This window comes from Oscillospiraceae bacterium, from assembly GCA_031265355.1.
Classification (GTDB): domain Bacteria; phylum Bacillota; class Clostridia; order Oscillospirales; family UBA929; genus JAIRTA01.
Map to the genome: position 1 here is coordinate 1 of JAISCT010000020.1, position 20,726 is coordinate 20,726.

Genomic DNA, 20,726 nt, shown 5'->3' on the forward strand with positions numbered 1-20,726 from the left:
GCGCGTCGGGTCCGCGGGCTTTGTCGCGGCGCGGCCGCTCGTCACCGTCTGCGTCGCCACGGCGCTGCCGCCCTGGCTGTTGAAGGTCACCGTAAAGCTTGCGGGCGCACTGCTGCTGCTGCCACCGCCGCCGCCGGTGTATGTCCACTGCGCGTAAATCGCGGTGTCGCCGTCGAACACATAGCTCGTTGTGACCTTCGTCCCGCCGGTCGCCGCCGTGAACCAGCCGTCAAACCGATAGCCGCTCCTTGTGAGTTCCGGCAGGGCGGCCAGCTTGCCGTCCGTTCCCGTTGTCGAACTCGTCGAGGCCGCGCCGTTGTTCGGGTCAAGTGTTATGATATACGTGGGCGCCGGCGCGACAATATTCGCCGTTCCGACAGCGTCCTCCCTGACTTGCGCGTAGAGCCACTCCCACGTGACCGCGTTGGTATAGGCGGCCATCCAGGACCAGTGCATCGTCTGCAAAACAGTGCCAGGGATAAACAGGGTGATCAAGGTGTCCGATCCGCTGGCGCCGGCCCGGTCGAGCTGCACCCTGGCCTCGGCTTCCGCTTTTCGGCCGCGCAGCATACCGTTCCACATCAGCTCGCCGTCTGTTCCCCAACTGATGTCAATGTTGTATCCCTCGCCGTCGTTGTATGCCCCGCCGTTCATCAGGAGGCCGATATCGCGCCAACGTTCGCCTTTTAGGCGGGCCTCAGGATCTCCTGACACAGGACTGCCGGAACCGTCCGTCAAACCGGCAAAGTTCCAACCGGGCAGCTCGTTTAGCAGCCGTTCGAACGTATCTTCGGCGTTCTTGGCTCTGTCCGCGTATTCGCCGGCGCCGCCGGCGAATGCGTGATAGGGGTCGTAGGCGGTGCTGATATAACCGGCGAAGACGCCGGGGTTTGCCAGGATGGTGTTCCACATGGGCGTAGAACCGGCCGCCAGACTGATGGCATAGATCCTGCCGATGTCAATGTTGAGATTTTCCGCCAGCTCCTTGACGATGTACATGTAATTGCCGTTCCAACCCGGTCCGGGCGTCAGCACAAACGCTTTTTGCAAGGCCTGGGCCTTTTCGCTGCCCCAGATGACCGCGTCGGGATGGGTAAACAGCGAGCCCATCTGCCGGCTGGCGTCCGCGTCGCCAAGAACGTCGTCCACATAGGCGGTGTCGCCGGAAGGGAAGTGTACGACGAGAGGGATGTTCTTCGCGTCTTCGTCATACGTTTCGTACCCTTCGGGGATATACAGATGGAATTTTGTTGTGGTCTTGTCCGCCGGATTGGTGTACTTGAACGATCTAAAATCGTCAATGGTCCCTCGCACCTCGGTTGACCAGACGTCCATCTGCGCGATGTTGGGCAGCCACTCTCCACCGGCCTCCGTCTCCAACAGCGTCCCGCGGATCGGGCCGACGGCGGTGGTGACGCCTGTGGGTTCGATCACGTTCCCATTCACCGTCATGACCGGGAATGCCTGATAGACATAATAGGGATTGATCCGAGGTCTGATGCGCAGGCTGGTGTCGAAACAGACCTGATCGCGGTAAGAGGTGAAGTCCCAGCTGTTTAGCCCTAAGTTGATGAACACATATTTGCCCTGCGACTGGTACTCGTCCTTTTTGCCGCTGTTGTTCACATACAGGTTCACGATATCGCGGTCGGTGGCCAGTTGATAGCTCTGCTTGTCGGCGTGTTCGACAGAATACTCAATCGCGTCGCAGAGGATTTCTTCGGCGTACTCAATGCGGATGGCCGTGACGGTCTCGCCCCAGTCAAGCACTTCGGTGACCAACCTGGCTTCCTTGATGGCGTTTGTCCCCGCCAGTCTCGGCGCGTCGTCCGGGATCACTCTCGGGGTCCTGGGGCTCATCCCATCATAGGAAACAACGCCGCCGCCTGTTTCCTCATTGAGATTCACATCGTAGTCCACGTCGTCGAGGACAGTTCTGTCGAATCCTTCGTGCTCACCTTTTACCTGAGAAAACGCCCAGTCTTGCACGACGCGGTTGCGGTTCGCGGCGTTCCAGACCCAGTGCGAGGTCTGCGGAAGGGTGCCCGGCATCACGGAGGAGTAAATCACATTCACGCCGAGCGCCTTGGCCTCATCCCACTGCGCTTTGGCCATCTTTTCCGTCGCGTCTCCCTTCAGCGCCGGGTTCGACGTGGGATTTTGGTTGACAAGGCCGTTCCACATGGTGTTCCAGTCGTTGACCACAACGACCGTTTCCCCCGCCGCCGCGTTCAGCCTGTGAGCGAAATCGAACATCCGCTCGCCCTTGATGCGTCCGACAGCCTCTCCGCTGAAAAAGCCGCCGAAACCGGTACCGTAATCTTGGCCCACGTAGGTTTGATCGCCGTAAACCGGTCCGGTGCGGTCGGTGTGGCCGCCAATCAGCCACATCGGCGCCATGTCAAAAATCTTGGTGATCTGTCCGTCGGCGTACCGCAGCCACTGCTCAAAGTTCAAGTTCGGAATGTTCATAAATGTCGTTGGCGTGCCGTCGTAAGGTTTGCTCAGCGGGCCGGGCAGGGAGGTGTTGTTGGCGAACGTATTGTACCCATCCATGCCGTTGATGACCAAAGCGGAGAAGATGTCAACTTCTGGGAACCCCTCTTCCTCGTTGGCCACGGCGTCCCAATGGGGGATCAGGGTGGCATAGAGAGACGTCGCGCCGTCCATCAGGTTCATGCCGACAACAGAAGATGTGTCGACGTTGAATGTGTCCATGATCCAGTGCATGACCTTGATGTAGTCCTGCTGCATGGGGGACAATTGATACCATTGATCCCAGTTGGCGCCGCCCGGCCCAAACAGCGAAAACGCTCCGCTGCCGGGGTATCCGCCCGTGGTCGGCCCGGCGATGCTGAGCACAAAGCTCGGGTGTGCCGCCTGCGCCTCCGCATCGGCCCAGTACACGGCTTCGGGGTGGGCCATCAGCGCGCCCATGTGCCGTTTCAGTCCCGAGATCGTGCTTCCTGTCGCCGGCCATTCCGGCAGATCGTCTTCATCCCGCGCCAACGCGCCTTTGGTGATGTGCATGTCGTCCTCAAGGCTGCTGTCGCCTGCGTTGGGGTAATGAACGACAAGGGGCAGGGGGTCTCCCTCGCTGTCAGCTTTGGCCATGTCGTATTCCGGCGGGATGTAGAGATGAAATTTCAGATAGTTCTCGGGGGTGGCCGGGTCTCTGTAAATAAATGTCCTAAAGTCGTCAAGCACCGTGCGCACTTCCGTCGACGCGGTGCGCACTTCAATCACGTTCGGTCCGAGAACTTCGGCTGTCAAGGCGGGGTGAACGCGGTTCTTTTCGGCGTTCATCTCACTGGCAGTTGTACTGAATGTGTTGGGCGCGCACACCTTTCCACTCACCGATGTGATAGGCAGGGACTGCGTTGCATGCAGCGTCAAGGCGCCGGCCTGTAACCTGTTGCCTCTGAAAACAATCTGATCGCGGTATGTGGTAACGTCCTCGCTTTCGACGCCGAGGTTGATGAACACGTATTTGCCCTTGAGCTGGACATCGTCCTTCCTGCCGCTGTTGTTGACGTACAGGTTTACGATATCCCTGTTGCTGACCATTTTGTAGGTCATTCTGTTCGCGTGCTCCAGCGAGTACTCGATGGCCCTGCACGAGATCTCGTCGTTGTACTCGATGCGTATGGCGGTGACTGACTCGCCCCAGTCGAGCACCTCGGTGACCACCCTGGCCTCCACGAGGCGGAACGGCTCCGGATCGTCCGCCAGCACGACAGGAGCCGTTCCCATGACCAGTACCAGAACCAGCACCAGCGCCAAAGCCTTTTGGAAGTTTCTCATTGCGTTTCTCTCCTTTTCGAATTGAATTTTTCGGGGGGACCCTTGGGCCACAGTCCTTTCAGCGTTTCCTACACAACCTGCTATGCTATACCTTTTTGAATTTGTCATTTTTGTAGAGAAGCCCAGTCAATTTTGGTCGAAACGCATAAAAAATATCGCATACAGCCCTTGACATTGCGAAATGCGTGCAATATAATAGGAACATCAGCGACTGTGATGCGTTTTCAAAAAGGTATACCTTATCAGAACAGCAAAAAACACCGTTTTTACTATAAAAACGGTGTTTTTTGCTGTTTACACGCTTATCTGTCTACAAAATATGTGTTTTCAATTAATTCCCATAAAATATGCCAATACACTGCTCTCCACTCCGCCTCACGCCGGGTCCTGCGCGGCGGCGGCGGCGGTGGCCAGGGCGTCGCAGCGGTTGTTGTCGGGGTTGTCGGCGTGGCCGCGGACCCAGACGAAGGTCACGTCCTGGGTCTCGCAGAGCGTCAGGAGTTCTCCCCACAGATCTGGGTTCAGCGCCGGCTGTTTGTCGGCGCGCTGCCAGCCGCGCGCGCGCCAGCCGCGCGCCCAGCCCTTGCGCATCGCGTCGACCACGTAGCGCGAGTCGGAATACACCGTGACGCGGCAGCGCGTCCGCAGTGCCCGCAGGCCCTCGATGACCGCCGTCAGCTCCATGCGGTTGTTTGTCGTGGCGGCCGCGCCGCCGGAGAGCTCCTTTTCGCGCGCGCCGTAGCGGAGAAGTACGCCCCAGCCGCCCGGACCCGGGTTGCCCAGACAGGCCCCGTCGGTGTATATGTCCACGGCTTTTATCCCCGATGCGGCGCCTCCGATCTCAATTTGGTCCCGATCCGCCGGACTATGCATCGGTCTCCTCACCCTCGTCGTCCGGCTCCTCCTCGCGGGCCGTGCGGGCCACGCCAATGACATTCGCGCTCGGGGCAAGACGCATGACAATGACGCCCTGCGCACTCCGGGAGTAACAGTTGATGTCGCTCGCGGCCATGCGGATGATCGTGCCGTCATCCGAGATGATGAGTACGTCGTCGTCGTCGTCGACAATCTTGATAGCGGCCACCTTGCCCGTCTTCTCGTTCAGCGTGTGGTTCTTGAGCCCCTTGCCGCCGCGCCGCTGGGCCTCGCCGCCGCGCTTGTATTCGTCCAAATCGGTGCGCTTGCCGAAACCCCGCTCTGTGACGGTCAGCAGCGTGCCGCCAAGGTGCGTGCGCGCCGCGCCAATCACATAGTCGCCCGGATCCAGCCGGATGCCGCGCACGCCGGCCGCGTCCCGGCCCATCTCGCGCACGTCGGTCTCGTTGAAACAGATGGCCATGCCCTCGCGCGTGGCCAGGATGAGCGCCTGGTCCCCGTCCGTCTTGCGCACGGCAATCAGTTCGTCGCCCTCCTCCAGCGTGAGCGCACGGATGCCGCTCTTGCGGCTCGTGTCGAGACGCTCGAGGCGGATGCGCTTGATCGTGCCGTTGCGCGTGATCATCACGAGATAGCGGCTGGGCTCGTCGTCCCGCACCGGGATCATCGCCGTCACCTGTTCGCCGCCCTCAAGCGGCAGCAGGTTCACAAGATTTGTTCCCTTGGCCGCGCGTCCGGCCTCCGGGACGAAGTAGCCCTTCTTGCGATACAGCCGCCCGCGGTTCGTAAAGAAGAGCAGCACGTCGTGCGTCGAGGCCACGAACAGCTCCTCCACATAGTCTTCCTCGCGCATCGTCTGCGCCGTGACGCCGCGCCCGCCGCGCCGCTGGGCGCGATAGGTGGACTTGGGCAGACGCTTGATGTACCCGGCGTGGGTCAGCGTGTAGACGCAGTCCTCCCGTTCGATCAGATCCTCTATGTCGATCTCGTCGTCCACCGGCACGATCTCGGTACGGCGCTCGTCGCCGAATTTGTCGCGCAGTTCGAGCAGTTCGGTCCGCACTATCTCCAGCACGATGGCATCGCTCCCGAGGATCTCGAGGTAGCGGCGGATCTTTTCCATCAGGTCCTGGTATTCCGTCTCGATCTTCTCGATCTCCAACCCCTGCAAACGACCCAGACGCAGGTCGACGATGGCCTGCCCCTGTGCGTCGGAGAGCTGAAAGCGCTCCATCAGGCGGGCCTTCGCATCGTTGTATGCGGCGCGAATGATGGCGATGACCTCGTCGAGATTGTCCACCGCGATGCGCAGCCCTTCCAAGATGTGCGCCCGTTCGCGGGCTTTGCGCAGGTCATACTGTGTGCGCCGCACGACGATCTCCCGCTGGTGGGCAATGTAGTGGTCGAGCACCTCGCGCAGTGACAGGGTCTTCGGCTTGCCGTCTACCAGCGCCAGCATGTTGATCGAAAACGTCGTCTGCATGGCCGTGTGGGCGTACAGCTTGTTTAGCACGATTTGGGCGTTTGCGTCGCGCTTTAATTCGATGACGACCTTCATGCCGCCCCTATCCGTCTCGTCGCGGATCGCCGAGATGCCCTCCACGGTTTTGTTCTTCACCAATTCGGCGATGGACTCGACCAGCCGGGCCTTGTTGACCTGGTAGGGGAGCTGCGTGACGACGATGCGGGAGCGGCCCTTGTCCTCCTCGATCTCCGCGCGGGCGCGCACCTTCACGCGGCCGCGGCCAGTGGCGTACGCCGCGCGGATGCCCACCCGGCCGAGGATGCTCGCGGCGGTGGGGAAGTCCGGCCCCTGGATGTGCTCCATCAAGTCGTTTAAATCGGCCTCCGGGTTGTCGATGACGAGGACCGCGGCGTCAATCACCTCGCGCAGGTTGTGGGGCGGAATGTTTGTGGCCATGCCCACCGCGATGCCGACCGAACCGTTGACCAGCAGGTTCGGAAAGCGCGACGGGAGCACCCAGGGCTCCTTGCGCGAGTTGTCGAAGTTCGGGACAAAGTCGACGGTCTCTTTGTCAATGTCCGCCATCATGGCCACGGCCATCCGGGACATGCGCGCCTCGGTATAACGGTAGGCGGCCGGCGGGTCTCCGTCCACCGAACCGAAGTTGCCGTGCCCGTCTACCAGCGGATAGCGCATCGAGAAGGTCTGCGCCATGCGCACCAGCGCGTCGTAGACTGAGCTGTCGCCGTGCGGGTGGTAGCGACCCAGCACGTCGCCGACGGCGGTGGCCGACTTGCGGAACGCCCGGTCCGGCGTCAGGTTCTCCTCGTACATCGTGTAGAGGATGCGCCTGTGCACGGGCTTGAGACCGTCGCGCACGTCTGGCAGCGCCCGGCCGACGATGACCGACATCGCATAGTCGATGTAGGAACGCTTCATCTCCCTTTCGAGATCCACGGGGACGATCTTCTGATTTTCAAAATCCACGGGATGTTTCTGATCGCTCATTTATACACCACCAGTAATATTATCTCTAAATTTTACGCCCTGTATATCACTTTGGGCACCCCTGAACGCGGGCGGAGCGCTCGGCCGTCCGGACCGGCGGGCCCTCAGCGCGACCGATACCTGCCGCCGAACACCCTCCGCAGGTGCGTCTCAAGCCGGTCCGGCTCGTCCGGGCGGAGATATTTTTTCGGGATCAGAAAGCATGTCCCATTGAGCAGGTAGAGGTAAAAGGCGCCGGCCGTCTCGTAGACCGCCGAGAATGCGCCGTACTCATAGGTGGCGAGACTCTTGGCCAGACGACCGCCGCCCACGACCTCCAGAAAAGCGGGGAAAAACGCGAGCCACAGATCCCCGCCGTACAACGCACCCGCCCGCTTGTAGTGGACGCCCGGCCACCAGAAGAAGCGGATCATCACGACGGCCAGCGCCGTGAGAAGGATCGCCCCCAGCGCCGTATAGGCGAGGTCCGTCATCCGGACGCCGATGACAAAGAGGATGACGCCCAGCAGCAGCCAGAGCACGCGCAGCCCCGTCTTCAGCCAGTCCGGCCCGGGGCCCCGGAACATGGAAAAACGCCAGTAAGCCAGAAAACTCTCGTAGTCGTATCGAACATTCACCGTCAGCAGCGGCGGCGGGAGAGCGGTCGTCTTGTTCATAGCGGGTCTCCTGTCCGTCTTCGGGCCGCGCGGCCCGGGACGGGGCTCTCTATATGATAGCGATTTGTATTTATTGATTTGCCTTTAACAGTTTGTATAGTCTCAGCGCCGCCACCAGGCCGGTTTCACGGGTGCAGAGGCGCTTGGGGGCGAACCGTCCGCCGCCCACGCCGCCCATCACCCCGTGTGCCGAGATGAACGTCACATCCGTCCGCGCCCAGACGGCGACGTCCGCCGCGTCGGCGTAGACAGGAGCCGTGGCCCGCCCCTCCGGCAGGCCGAGAACCGCGGCGGCCCCGTGCAGCATCCGGGCCATCTGCTCCCGCGTGACGGGGCGTTCCGGTGCGAAGCGCCCGCCGCCCACGCCGTCGACAATGCCCAGCGCCGCGGCCGCTAGGATGTCCGGGTCGCTCGTATCTGCGAAGGCGACGCTCCGCGTGCCAAACCGGCTCGTCAGCGCCGCAGCCGGCTCGTCGGCCGCTTTCTCAAGCAGCGACATCATCAGCCGGGCGCACTCCGCGCGGGTCATGACCGTCTGGTACCCGCCGAGCAGCGCGTCGGGCGCGAGTCCGAGCGCGCGGATCTCCTCCACGGCGGAAAGCGACCACGAAGCGGGGGCGGAGAGCGGCGTACCCGGCAGGGCCACGCCGTCCAAAATTTTAACGGGCACGGGGTGCGAATCGGCGTCCGGGTAACCGAGCCCCAGCTGGCCGCTCCGGTTGGAGCCCCAGGCCCACAGCGTACCGTCGGTCTTCAGCGCCAGCGTCGCGGCGCCGAAGACCGCGACGTCGGCCACGGCGTCCATCACCTTGACCGGCGCAGATCGGTTCTGCGTCGTGCCGTCCCCGAGCTGACCGGCCGCGTTCTCTCCCCATGTCCAAAGGCTGCCGTCCCGCTTCAAGGCGGCGGCGTGCCGACCGCTCTGATCCGCCTTTGCCACATCCGTCAGCATCCGCCGGGGCGTGCGCACACGCGTCTCCGCGGCGGCAAGCAGGAGTCCGCTCTCATTGCGGCCCCAGCCCCAGAGCGTGCCGTCGGTCCCCACGGCGAGCACGTTGGCAAACGACGGCGCCGCGGACGCGACGCCGCCCATCACCCGAACCGGCTCGGAGATATAGTCCCCTGTCCGCCCCGCCGGCGGAGCGGCAAGCTGCCCGTTGTCGAAGCCAAAGAACCAAAGCGTGCCGTCGGCCCCTATGGCAAGGCCGTTCTCAACGCCGAGCGAGACGTCCGCCGTGCCGGCGTCCCGCCGCTGGGCAGCCGCCGTGACGGCGCTGTGCCAGACCCAGAGGCTGCCGTCGGTTCGAACCGTCGCGAGCAGCCCGGCCCCCGCGTCGAGGGCGCGCACGTTGTCCATCACCTGGGTCCCGGCCGTGATGTCTTTGTCCCAGCGGATGTCGTTCGGGTAGGTCCGCGCGACGCCGTCGGCCTTCAGCACAAAGACCTCCGAGCCCGCCGCCACGGAGATGATCTCGGCCCCGACCCGCCGGGCCGTCAGGCATTCGCCCCCGGGCAGCGGCGTCTCCGCGACCCAACCGCCCCGGTCCTCACGGTCCTCCGGCCCCGAGCGGGCCTCCTGGCCCCAGACCCAGAGGCTGCCGTCGGTTCGGACGGCGAAGGCGTTCCACGTGTTCATCGCCACCGTGCGCCCGAAGACGGGCGAAACCGCCCGGGCCGGCGAGGCCGCGCCGAGAGCCGGCCACGCCAACGTCAGCACCAGCAAGAGACAGGTCGCCTTTTTCATCCCCAGACCTCCGCCCCTCAAAAAGCCTCACCGCGCTTTTGCCCGTTTCTTTTCCGGGCACTCCGGGCTGCGCGTCACACGTCCAGGTTGACCACGTACTTGGCGTTTTGGTCGATGAATTCCCGCCTGGGCTCCACCCGGTCGCCCATGAGTATGGTGAAGATCTGATCCGCGGCGACGGCGTCGTCCAGCTCCACTTGGAGAAGGGTGCGAAACTCCGGGTTCAGCGTCGTCATCCAGAGCTCTATCCCGTCCATCTCGCCCAAGCCTTTGTTGCGTGACACGTCGATGCGGGCCCGAACGACCGGGTCGCCGGCGCTCATCTCGTCGAGCGCGGCGTCTCGTTCGCGGTCGGAGTAAGTGTAACGGACCTTTTTGCCGTGTGCCAGCTTGTAGAGCGGCGGCTGTGCGATGTACACATGCCCCTCCTCGATGAGCGGACGCATGAAGCGGAAAAAGAATGTGAGCAGCAGCGTGCGGATGTGGCTGCCGTCCACATCGGCGTCGGCCATCAGCACTATCTTGTTGTAGCGCAGTTTCGCGATGTCGAATTCCTCGCCGATGCCGGCGCCCAGCGCCAGGATGATGGGCATCAGCTTCTCGTTGCCATAGACCTTGTCGAGCCGGGCCTTTTCGACGTTCAGCATCTTGCCCCACAGCGGCAGGATGGCCTGGTAACGGCTGTCGCGCCCGTCTTTGGCCGAGCCGCCGGCGCTGTCGCCCTCGACGATGTAGAGCTCCGTGAGGCGCGGGTCCCGCTCGTTGCAGTCGAACAGCTTGCCGGGCAGGGCCGCGCCGTCAAGCGCCGTCTTGCGCCGCGTGAGGTCTCGGGCCCGCCGGGCCGCCTCGCGCGCCCGTGCGGCGGTGACGGCCTTGTCGAGGATCGCCCGGCCCACGGCGGGGTTCTCCTCCAAAACGTCGGTCAGTTTTTCACCGATCAGCGCTTCCACCAGGGTGCGCATCTCTGAGTTGCCCAGTTTGGTCTTCGTCTGCCCCTCGAACTGGGCATCGGTCAACCGCACGCTGATGACCGCCGTGAGACCCTCGCGCACGTCCTCGCCGGCCAGGTTTTTGTCGTCCGGCTTTAGGAAATTGTGGCGGCGCCCGTAGTCGTTGATGACGCGGGTGATCGCGTTTTTGAACCCGGTCTCGTGCATGCCGCCCTCGGTGGTGCGGATGTTGTTGGCAAACGAATAAATCGTCTCGTTGTACGAGTCGTTGTACTGCAGCGCCACTTCGGCGACGGCGTCGTCCCGCTGGCCGGAGACGAAGATGACCTCCGGGTGCAGCGGCGTGCGGTTTTTGTTGACATACGCGACAAAAGAGCGGATCCCGCCCTCGAAGTGCAGGCTCTTGCGCACTTCCGGCTCCTCGCGCCGGTCCGTCAGGGTGATGCGCAGCCCGGCGATCAAGAAGGCCTGCTCGCGCATCCGGGAGAGCAGGGTGTCGAAGTCGAACGCGGTTTCCTCGAACACGTCGGGGTCGGGCTGGAACCAGATCTCGGTGCCCGTCTCTTCCGTCTCTCCGACAACGCGCAGCGGCTGTGTCACGTCGCCGCGCCGAAAGGCCATCTCGTGGATCTGCCCGTCCTGAAACACGCGCACGCGCAGGGCCTCCGACAGCGCGTTCACCACCGACGCGCCCACGCCGTGCAGGCCGCCGGAGACCTTGTAGCCGGACCCGCCGAATTTGCCGCCGGCGTGCAATATGGTGTAGACGACCTCGACGGCGGTCTTGCCGGTGGCGTGCATGCCGACCGGGATGCCGCGCCCGTTGTCGCGCACGGTGATGGCGTCGCCGGGCTCGATGGTCACGTCGATCTGCGTGCAGTAACCGGCCAGCGCCTCGTCGATGGCGTTGTCGACGATCTCGTACACCAGGTGGTGCAGCCCGCGCGACGAGGTGGTGCCGATGTACATGCCGGGCCGCTTGCGCACCGCCTCCAGGCCCTCCAGCACCTGGATCTGCGAAGCGTCGTATTGGGACTCGATGTGCTCGTTCATGGATGACCTCCCGCATCTGGGCGCCCGTCCGGTCTCTTTCAGGCAATGGGGCCCCTCATTTGAACAGTATATCACAAAATCATGTCGATTTCAATCATTTTTGGGGGATTTTTCTCTCCGACAAAAAAGCTTAGCTTCCGGGTCAATGCCCGCTTCTCACTCTGAAAAAGGGCATAAAAATAGCGGGGGGATCCCCCCGCCTCTTGTGTTTGGCTATTTGTGAGCGTAACAGAGCGCGGAATCAGTGGAAGGCGCGGAATAAAAGTGGGTTTGTTTCTCAGGTATTTTTGGTGATTCTGATATAAAGGCACTTTTGTTATTTCGCGCTCTATTCAGTATCCTTCATTGACCACTTCCCATATCCCATCACTCGATTTTATTAAGATAATACCCCTCGCAGGGTCCATCGACGAAATTGTCGTTTCAAACACGATAATCGCTTCTTTTTCTCCTTTTGGTATATATGCTTTATACTTCTTCAAATTTTCCATGCGGACAAGGGATTCAATATCATCCGAGAAAGGCATGATGCTATAATATTTCAGAGCAACTTCCCTTGCAACTCTTTCATCTTCTTCTGTGATTGGGGTGTTATTTGCCGACGCTGTCAGATCATCAACGGCAGTATCCTCGTTGTATATGCCCGGAGTCTCAAGGTTTTGTGTGTCATATTTTTCATATGTATCCATAATGAGCTGGTTTCGTTCTTCGGCAGACAACCCGCTGTCGCCAAACAATTCATCGACTAGCTTCTCTGCAAACGCCAAGAGTGCCGGATCGCTGTTAGCGATTGTTACGCCTGCAGAGGAACTATCAACTGTCAAATCGCCGTCGTCATTGGTGCTCGCTGCAGGCTTAACGGAGGAGGGCGGGAAGTCTTTGTTGTACGCAAGGTTGTCTGCATCCGTATCGCCGCCCAAATCATTGATTATGTCAACGATGGAATCGACTCTCTTCAGGTATCTCTCATATACAGCCTGGCCGATAGTGGGCGAGGCCTTGACAGAGGGAACGCCTGTAGTCAGGCCGAAAAGCATTGCTGCTGCCATCACACTTATCATGATCCGCTTCATAAACGACACCCCCATCTCTTCATATTGTTCGCGAACGACACCCCCATCTCTTCATATTGTTCGCGCAGATTTCGTCGACAGGACAATCTTTCCGGATTATCCTGTCTTTCCCTGACGCGAAAATCCGGACATTTTTTCAAACCGCTTTGCGAGGGTGGCGGCTGAGATCTGGGAGAGATAGACCCGGGCGCCGCCGTCGCGCTGGCAGAGGACAAACGAGGCCGGCAGATCGTCCGAGGCCGTCTCGATGCGGCCCTCGCGCTCCGCGCGGGTCAAAAATTGTTTCGTCAGCCGCGATTGGGACGTGAGCTCCAGGTCAAATACCCCGATCACCGCGGCGTGCGGCACCACGACGTTGCTGCCCAAATGAAGATACATTTCCGCCCCCCTGTATCAGCCGCCTCCGGCGGCCTGTGCGACGCGGCGACTTGCCGTTCCGGCCGTCCCCAACTGTTATCTGTTATCTGATCCGTTGTTATCTGCCGTGACGCGGCCGTTTTCCACCAGCAGATTTTTTCCCTCCGGAAGTCTCGTCGCGCGGCCCGGTTCGCAGCTGGTGATGATCACCTGCCCGCCCTCAAGCCGGTGCAGGATGAAGTCCTGCCGGCGGCCGTCCAGCTCGGAGAGCACGTCGTCCAGCAACAATACCGGCGGCTCGCCCAGTTCCTCCCGGAAGATGTCCCGCTCGGCTAGTTTCAGGGCCAGCGCCGCCGTGCGGGATTGGCCCTGGGAACCGAAGGCGCGCATCGGCATACCGTCCAGCAGCAGTTCGATGTCGTCCCGGTGCGGCCCGACCAGGCAGCGCGCCGCCGCCCGTTCGGCTTCCGCCCGCTCCTCCATCAGCGCGAGCAGCCCGGCCGCCAGGGCCTCCTCCGGATCGTCCGGACCCAGGCCGCCGTGCGTCACATAGCGCAGCGACAGCGCCTCCCGCCCACCGGAAATGGCTCCGTGCAGGACCGCCGCCGCCGGCGTTACCCGGGCGGCGAAGTCCAGTCGGTACCGGGTAAGCGCCGCCCCCGCGGCCGCCAGCCGGTTGTTGAACACCGGTAGGGCGTCCGGCAGTGCCGTGCCCGGCCGGCTGTCGCGCAACAGGCGCGTCTTGTGCCCGTACAGCCGGACGTATTCACTGAGCGCCGTCAGGTAGCGCGGGCGGAGCTGACAGAGCGCCAGATCCAAAAAGCGCCGCCGGGAGGCCGCGCCGGCGCGGACGATGTCCAAATTCTCCGGTCCGAAGAACACACAGGGCAGCCGTCCCACCAGCTCTCGGGGCGAGGACAGTTTTGCGCCGTTTGCAGACAGCACCCGCCGGGCGCCGGCGGAAAAACGCGCCTCCAATGTCTGTGAGCGGCTTCCGGAGACGATGTGGGCGGTAAGCACCGCCGCCGTCTCCCCAAATCGGATCAACTCCTGCTCCCGCCGCGCCCGGAAGCTCTTGCCGCCGCCAAAGTAAAACACGGCCTCCAACAGGTTGGATTTCCCTTGGGCGTTGTCGCCCATCACCACGTTGACATGGGGCGAAAAGACGACTGTCTGGGCGGTCAGGTTGCGAAAGTTTTTTAGATCCAGCCGCGTGATGTACATCGTCAGTCGGCGCGCAGCCGCACCGGCAGCACCATGTAGAAATAGGCGTCGCCCTCGTCCGGCATCAACACGCAAGGCGCCAGCGGGCTCAGCAGCTTCAGCCGGAAATTTTCTCCGGGCAGCACGTGCAGCGCGTCCAGCAGGTAGCGGTGGTTAAATCCTACCTCAAAGCCGGCGCTCGGCAGCGCGCCGGTTACTTCGGCCTCGCACGCGTCGGCGGCAAATCCCAAGGAGGTCCGGCAGGAGAGATCCACGCCGTCCGGGCGGACCAACAGTCTCACCGGATTTTTGATCTTCTCGTTGATCAGCAGGCTCACGCGCTCAATGCCGGCCGTGAACGCCCGGATGTTCAGCCGCACGTCGATGGGCAGCGATTCGGGCATGGCTGTCCTGTAGTTTAAAAATTCTCCCTCCAACAGCCGCGTGACCAGGACGGTGTCCCCCAGCAAAAATGAGATATGCCGGCCGCCCAGCACGAGCTTCACCGTCTCGCTTTCCTTGTCGGAGAGCAACCGCTCGACTTCGCGCAGTGCGGCGCCGGGTACGACGAAGCTCCCCAAAAAACCGCCCTCCGTCGTCTCGCGCCGCAAGGCCAGCCGGTAGCCGTCCACTGAGACGACGATGAGTTTTCCGTCTCCCCAGTTGAACTGGGATCCGGTGTGGATGATCTTGTTTTCGTTTTCAGAAACCGCAAAGATCGTCTCGTGAATCATCCCGCGCAGCAGGGCCTGGGGCAGGGCGGCCGCCTGTTCCTCCGACACCGTCGGCAGTTCCGGGTACGATGCGCCGTCCAGGCAGGAGGCAATGTCGAAAACAGACTGGCCGCAACGGATGTTCATCACCAGTTTGTCCCGCAGATCGAATGTCACGACGTCGTCCGGGAGTTTGCGTACGATCTCACTCAACAGGCGTGCGCCAATGACGACGCTACCCGTCCTTTCCACGTTTACATTCAGTTCCGCGCGGATACCAACCTCCAAGTTATATCCGGTCAGGCGCAGCTGGTCGCCGACTTCGAGCAGAATCCCCTCCAGTGCGGCGATGCTGCTGCGGGAGGGAACAATGCGGGATACATTGGAAATCGCGGCCAGCAGGAGCGCTTTCTCGCAGGAAAATTTCACAAACGCCCCTCCTCTCTCAAAAGATGGATATCCGGCGCACGCCGCCGGAAGGAAATTTTATTTTTGTGTTCTGTTCTAGAAAAGAAAAGAATATACTAATACGATGGCATAGGAAGCGGTAGTCCGGTGGACAGTGGATAACCGCTTCAAACGACTGCGGCGAAGGGCATGCGCGCCGCACAGCCGTGGGGGACAGCCTTGGGACATCCGACCCGGCGGCGGGGGACAGCGTCCCCGCTCTCACATCTGCGGCCGCTGTCCCCATCCCCTGTCCCCCGGAGACGGGGGATATGTGGAGAATAGAGAATGGAAAACTTCATTTTTTTGGATGTAGGAATAGACGAATAAAAAAATATCAATTTTCAACTATCCATTGTCAATTTTCATCACCGGCTTTTGACGTTTTCAACAATGGTCTGCAAGTCGCGGGCAAAGGCGGAGTCGGAAGATTTTTGCTGCTCCACCCGTTCGCAGCCGTGGCTGATGGTTGTGTGGTCGCGTTTGAAAAACTTTCCGATGTCGTGGAGAGAGCGGTCCGTCAGCAGGCGGCAGAGGTACATGGCGGCTTGCCGGGCGGTGACCAGATCGGCCCGCCGGTTTGCGCTGAGGATCAGCGCCGGGTCCAAGGCGTAGTAACCGCAAACTTCTTCTAAAATTAGCTGCGGCGTGGGCGCGAGACCCGGACTCTCTCGCACAATGTCGGAGATCGCGCGTTTCGCGCTCTCAAGATCGAGTGTGCTGTGCATGAGATCCCGGTAGGCCAGCATTTTTTTGACGGTGCCCTCCAATTGGCGCACGTTGGCGGTGATTGTGTTGGCGATGTACTCGGCCACGTCCTCCGACACTGTGAGACCGAGGCGCGCGGCCTTTGCGTTTACGATGGCCATGCGCGTCTCGAAGTCGGGGGGTTGGATGTCGGCGATGAGCCCCCACTCGAAGCGGGAGCGCAGCCTATCTTCCAGCCGGTTCATATCTTTCGGCGGCCGGTCGGAGGTGAGGACGATCTGGTGTCCGGACTCGTACAGGGCATTGAACGTATAGAAAAATTCCTCTTGGGAGAAATCCTTGCCGGCGATGAACTGGATGTCGTCCACAAGCAGGACGTCCAGCTTTCGGTAGGTCTCGTGAAACTCGTAGTTCTTTCCGACTCGGATGGCGGTGACGAGTTCACTTGTGAACTGCTCCCCGGTGACGTAATGAATCGTGAAGGACGGGTAGAGCTGGCTGATGCGGTCCATGACGGCGTACAGCAGGTGCGTCTTGCCGAGGCCGGAACCCCCGTAGATGAACAGGGGGTTGTAGGCCTTGGCCGGCGCGTCCGCGACGGCCTGCGCCGCCGCGTGGGCAAATTTGTTCGAGGACCCGACGACGAAGCGGTCGAAGGTGAAGAGCTGCTGTTCGGAGGTCTCCTCGGAGAGATGCTCCCGCCGCTGGTATTCCTCCAGTTCCTCCTCGGTGAGGATCTCCACCAGCACCGGCCCGCCCTGCAGCCCCTCCAGAATGTCCCGGATACGGTCGAGATAACGGCGCTGGACGATGTCCCGCTTAAAGGCGGGCGGCGTGTAGAGGACAAAGTGTTCCGGCGTACTCTTGAGGATTTGCATGTCCTCGAACCACGTGCGCAGCACGGTCCGGGAATTGTCCCGGGCCAGTTCCGCCAAAATGTGGTTCCAGAGCTCTTCCTGCGTATACATGGAAAAATCCCCTTATACGGCGGGCGTACGCGGGCGGCGTCCCTTTTGGGCGCCGCGGCGGTGTGTCTATGACGGCCCCGCTCCCATTCTATATAGTACCTTGTTGCCGCGAAGCGGCAACAAAAACAAGAATTTGGGTTGTGGGTTGCAGATGCAACCCACGTTATTGTATCGCATTTTTACAGCCGGGTCAAGATTGCAACGCCACCGCCGCACGCCAGTGAAAGCACGCGGGGGATATAAATCCGATGATACTATATCAAAAATTTCCCCCGCTTCGCAAGGGGTGTAGACAAAAAACGTACGGTGTGCCGAAAAAGTAAGTTTTTTCAGGGTCACACAGCCATCCGGTGTGCGGAACAAAAAAGTTGTTGTACTTTCCACGCAAAATCGGTATACTGAAGTGGTGAGCAGCGGATGTCCTAATGTGGGTTGCATCTGCAACCCACAACCCAAATTCTTGTTTTTGTTGCCGCTTCGCGGCAACAAGGTACTAAGAGCACCGGATTCGGACCGGCGCGGCCTGCGCATGGCCTGCCTTCGATTCCAGTTTGTTATAATTGCGCTTATATAAACATTCCGGATACAGACCGCGTGCGTATCCGGGCGAGAGGGAGACGAGACGATGACGGATCCGAAGAGCCCGGCGAGGGCGGAGGCGCCCATGCGCCGGCGCCGGCGGGGGGACCGATACGACGGCCGGCGGCTGCGTTCCATGGACCCGATGAACATCATCATTCCCTATGTGATGCCGACGCGCACCGGCGCCTCCAACAGTTTCCATGGCCGCGCCTTCGTGCGCGAGGCCGAGCGCTACATCCGGCAAAAGCGCGTGGAGGGCCTCAAGGGTTTTGGCATGCTGCATTTTTTTATCAGCCTCTACGTGCGCATCGTCTCGCAGCGCCCCGGCGTCAACCGGTTCATCGCCGGGCAGCGCTTCTTCGCGCGCCACAACATCGAAATCATCCTCACCGTGAAGAAGGAACTGTCCGTCTCCGGGCAGGAGACTGTGGTCAAGATCACCTGTCTGCCCACCGACACCGCGACGGTCATCCACCGCCGGCTCGCCGAGGCGCTGGAGGAGGCCCGTCGCACCGGCGATTCGAACGACATGGACAACATGGCCCGCGTGCTGATGAAGATCCCGGGCTTTGCGCTGAAGTGGCTCGTCTGGCTGCTGAAGAAGCTGGACTACATCGGTCTCATGCCCAAGGCCATCTACCGCGCCAGTCCGTTTCACGGCAGCCTGTTTATCACGGACTTGGGGTCCATCAACCTGCCCCCAGTGCACCACCACCTCTACGACTTCGGCAATTGCCCGCTCTTCCTCGCCTTCGGCCCCAAACAGAAGGATTTCGTGACCGACAAGGACGGGCAGGTGACGATGCGGCGGTTTTTAGATTATACGCTGACCCTCGACGAGCGTATCTGCGACGGATTTTACTTCTCCGCCATCCTGCGCATGGTGGAGGACATTTTCAAGCGGCCCGAGCAGCTCGACGCGCCGCCGGAAACCGTAGCGGAGGACATAGACTGAGCGGCCGCTCACACAGCCGTCACTCAGCACTTAGCACTCAGAACTCAGCACGCGGTCCTCCGTCGCCGCGCGCGGCGACGGAGGACCGCCGGAGGAGGCGCCATGGACAGGGAGAGACTGCTGACATTTCTGCACGAGTACCGGGCGGGCCGCGCGGACGACGCGGAGGCCCTGCGGTTTTTGCGCGATTTCCCGTACGAGGATCTGGACTTTGCCAAACTCGACCACCAGCGGGCGCTGCGGCAGGGCTTTCCCGAGGTCGTCTTCTGCCCCGGTAAGACGCCGGCGCAGATCGAGACAATCTGTGCCCGACTGCTCGCCGCCGGCGGGCCCGGGCTCCTCGCCACGCGGGCCGACGAGGCCGCCGCCGCCGCCGTGGCGCGGGCCGCGCCCGACGCGGTGTATCATGAGGCCGCGCGGCTCGTGACGGTGGTCCGGACGCCGCGGACGCGCCCGGGGCGCGTCGGGGTCGTCTCGGCGGGCACCGCCGACGTCCCCGTGGCCGAGGAGGCCGCCCTCGTCGCGGAGGTACTGGGGTTTCAGACGGACCGGATCTATGACGTCGGCGTGGCGGGGCTGCACCGGCTGCTGGTCCATCTGGACCGGCTGTATGCGGCCGACGTACTGATCGTCGTCGCGGGCATGGAGGGCGCGCTCGCCAGCGTGGTGGGCGGGCTCGTGCCGGGGCCCGTCGTCGCCGTGCCCACCGGCGTGGGGTACGGGGCCTCCTTCGGGGGAGTCACGGCGCTGCTGGCCATGCTGAACTCCTGCGCGGCGGGCCTCGCCGTCGTCAACATCGACAACGGGTTTGGCGCCGCCTGGCTGGCCGCGCGCATCTTGTCAATTGAGAATTGAAAATTGGGGATTATTGGTATTTTGGGAGGGGTATGAGAATGGGCTGCGTACGCGCTGTGATTTGGGCCGCCGGGTCGCCGGCGGCGGGGGCGTCGAAGACCCCTTTGCTGTTGCATGAGATTCTCTTTCGGCCGCTGCTGCGCTGGATCTCCGAGGCGCTGCACGCCGCCGGGGTCCGCACGTTCTGCGTAGTGCGCGCCGGCGACGTGTGGGACGACCGGCTGCGCGCCTGTCTCCCGGCCCAGGCCGGCGGCGCCGTGCTGCTGGACGCGGGATCCGAAACGCTGCGGCAGGATCTGCTGACGTTTGCCTTCGGCGACGGCGACACCGTCGCCGTCATGCGCCCGCTGCTCACGACGGCCCATGCCGTCGAGGCGATGGCGGCCGCCCACACGGGGGGCGGGCAGCTGCTGACCGAGCTGCTGACCGACGACGAACACCGCACCGGGCTCTACTGTTTCGCGGGGGCGGCGGCCGGGCGGCTGTTCGCATTTTTAGACGACCGCTTCGACTTCACGCTGGCCTGCCTCGCCATGCGGGAGCGGGGACTGCCGCTGGGGGAATTCTTCGTTTCCGACGGCGCGGGCGGCGCGGTGTGCGTGACGACGCCGCCGGAACTGGACGCGGCGCGCCGGGCGATGCAGCGCGCCGTCGCGTCGCGTCACATGCGCGGCGGCGTGACGATCTTGGACCCGGACCACACCTATATCGACGCCGACACCGTCATCGGGCGCGACACGACGATCCTGCCCGGCGTGATCCTGCGCGACGGCTGTGAGATTGGCGAGGACTGTGAAATCGGCCCGCACACGTTGCTGCGGGCGAGCGCGGTGGGCGATGGGTGCGCCGTCGTCGCCTCCCATGTGCACGAGAGCCGGCTTGGCCGCGGCGTGCGCGTGGGGCCGTTTGCCTATCTCCGCCCCGGCAGCGTCGTGGAGGACGGCGGCAAGGTGGGGGACTTTGTCGAACTCAAAAACGCCCATGTGGGGGCGGGCAGCAAGATCCCGCACCTGAGCTACATCGGCGACGCGGACGTCGGCGCAGGCGTCAACATCGGCTGTGGGTCCATCACGGTGAACTACGACGGACGGGTGAAGCGCCGGACCGTCGTGGAGGACGGCGCGTTCATCGGCTGCAACACAAACCTGGTGGCGCCCGTCACGGTGGGACAGGGCGCCTATACGGCGGCCGGCTCGACCGTCACGGACGCGGTGCCCCCCGGGGCGCTGGCCATCGCCCGCGCCCGGCAGGAGAATCTGGCGGGATGGGTCGCCCGCCGCCGCCCGCCCCGGGAGGAGACATAAGCCCG

The 20,726-nt window shown here is 62.4% G+C and carries 14 protein-coding genes; 3 read left to right on the forward strand and 11 right to left on the reverse strand.

The features are described from left to right. The 11 genes from LBK75_02950 to dnaA form a co-directional block, all read right to left on the reverse strand. Positions 1–3,804 (reverse strand): InlB B-repeat-containing protein (locus tag LBK75_02950; GenBank protein ID MDR1157251.1); only part of this gene is annotated, 3,804 nt, incomplete at its 3' end. Between the two features lie 375 nt (positions 3,805–4,179). Continuing rightward, positions 4,180–4,623 (reverse strand): ribonuclease HI, encoded by a 444-nt coding sequence (gene rnhA / locus LBK75_02955; GenBank protein ID MDR1157252.1) that lies wholly within the window; start codon positions 4,621–4,623, stop codon positions 4,180–4,182. A 46-nt stretch (positions 4,624–4,669) separates the two neighbouring features. Beyond that, the gene (gene gyrA, locus LBK75_02960; GenBank protein ID MDR1157253.1) at positions 4,670–7,153 is read right to left on the reverse strand and encodes a DNA gyrase subunit A; all 2,484 of its coding nucleotides are present in this window, start codon (positions 7,151–7,153) and stop codon (positions 4,670–4,672) included. A gap of 104 nt (positions 7,154–7,257) precedes the next feature. Next, positions 7,258–7,809 carry a YcxB family protein gene (locus LBK75_02965; GenBank protein MDR1157254.1) on the reverse strand — a complete coding sequence of 184 codons (552 nt, stop codon included), beginning with the start codon at positions 7,807–7,809 and terminating at the stop codon, positions 7,258–7,260. Between the two features lie 70 nt (positions 7,810–7,879). Then, on the reverse strand, positions 7,880–9,553 hold the full coding sequence (locus LBK75_02970; protein MDR1157255.1) for an S-layer homology domain-containing protein: 1,674 nt from the start codon (positions 9,551–9,553) through the stop codon (positions 7,880–7,882). A gap of 74 nt (positions 9,554–9,627) precedes the next feature. Continuing rightward, positions 9,628–11,556 (reverse strand): DNA topoisomerase (ATP-hydrolyzing) subunit B, encoded by a 1,929-nt coding sequence (gyrB, locus tag LBK75_02975; protein MDR1157256.1) that lies wholly within the window; start codon positions 11,554–11,556, stop codon positions 9,628–9,630. 332 nt (positions 11,557–11,888) lie between these two features. Continuing rightward, the gene (locus LBK75_02980) at positions 11,889–12,629 is read right to left on the reverse strand and encodes a hypothetical protein (protein MDR1157257.1); all 741 of its coding nucleotides are present in this window, start codon (positions 12,627–12,629) and stop codon (positions 11,889–11,891) included. Positions 12,630–12,725: 96 nt separating this feature from the next. Continuing rightward, positions 12,726–13,007 carry a DUF370 domain-containing protein gene (locus tag LBK75_02985; GenBank protein ID MDR1157258.1) on the reverse strand — a complete coding sequence of 94 codons (282 nt, stop codon included), beginning with the start codon at positions 13,005–13,007 and terminating at the stop codon, positions 12,726–12,728. A 75-nt stretch (positions 13,008–13,082) separates the two neighbouring features. Beyond that, on the reverse strand, positions 13,083–14,210 hold the full coding sequence (gene recF / locus LBK75_02990) for a DNA replication/repair protein RecF (protein MDR1157259.1): 1,128 nt from the start codon (positions 14,208–14,210) through the stop codon (positions 13,083–13,085). Between the two features lie 2 nt (positions 14,211–14,212). Continuing rightward, positions 14,213–15,331: a DNA polymerase III subunit beta gene (gene dnaN / locus LBK75_02995; GenBank protein ID MDR1157260.1), complete on the reverse strand. Its 1,119-nt coding sequence runs from the start codon at positions 15,329–15,331 to the stop codon at positions 14,213–14,215. Between the two features lie 386 nt (positions 15,332–15,717). After that, positions 15,718–17,025, reverse strand: a complete 1,308-nt coding sequence (gene dnaA, locus LBK75_03000) for a chromosomal replication initiator protein DnaA (protein MDR1157261.1) — start codon at positions 17,023–17,025, stop codon at positions 15,718–15,720. Positions 17,026–17,650: 625 nt separating this feature from the next. Here dnaA and LBK75_03005 point away from each other — a divergent pair. The 3 genes from LBK75_03005 to LBK75_03015 all read left to right on the forward strand — a co-directional run bounded on the left by LBK75_03005 (position 17,651) and on the right by LBK75_03015 (position 20,721). Further along, positions 17,651–18,562, forward strand: coding sequence for a hypothetical protein (locus LBK75_03005; protein ID MDR1157262.1), 912 nt, complete (start codon positions 17,651–17,653; stop codon positions 18,560–18,562). A 102-nt stretch (positions 18,563–18,664) separates the two neighbouring features. Then, positions 18,665–19,417, forward strand: a complete 753-nt coding sequence (larB, locus tag LBK75_03010) for a nickel pincer cofactor biosynthesis protein LarB (protein MDR1157263.1) — start codon at positions 18,665–18,667, stop codon at positions 19,415–19,417. A gap of 38 nt (positions 19,418–19,455) precedes the next feature. Beyond that, positions 19,456–20,721, forward strand: a complete 1,266-nt coding sequence (locus LBK75_03015) for a hypothetical protein (protein MDR1157264.1) — start codon at positions 19,456–19,458, stop codon at positions 20,719–20,721. Positions 20,722–20,726: the final 5 nt, after the last annotated feature.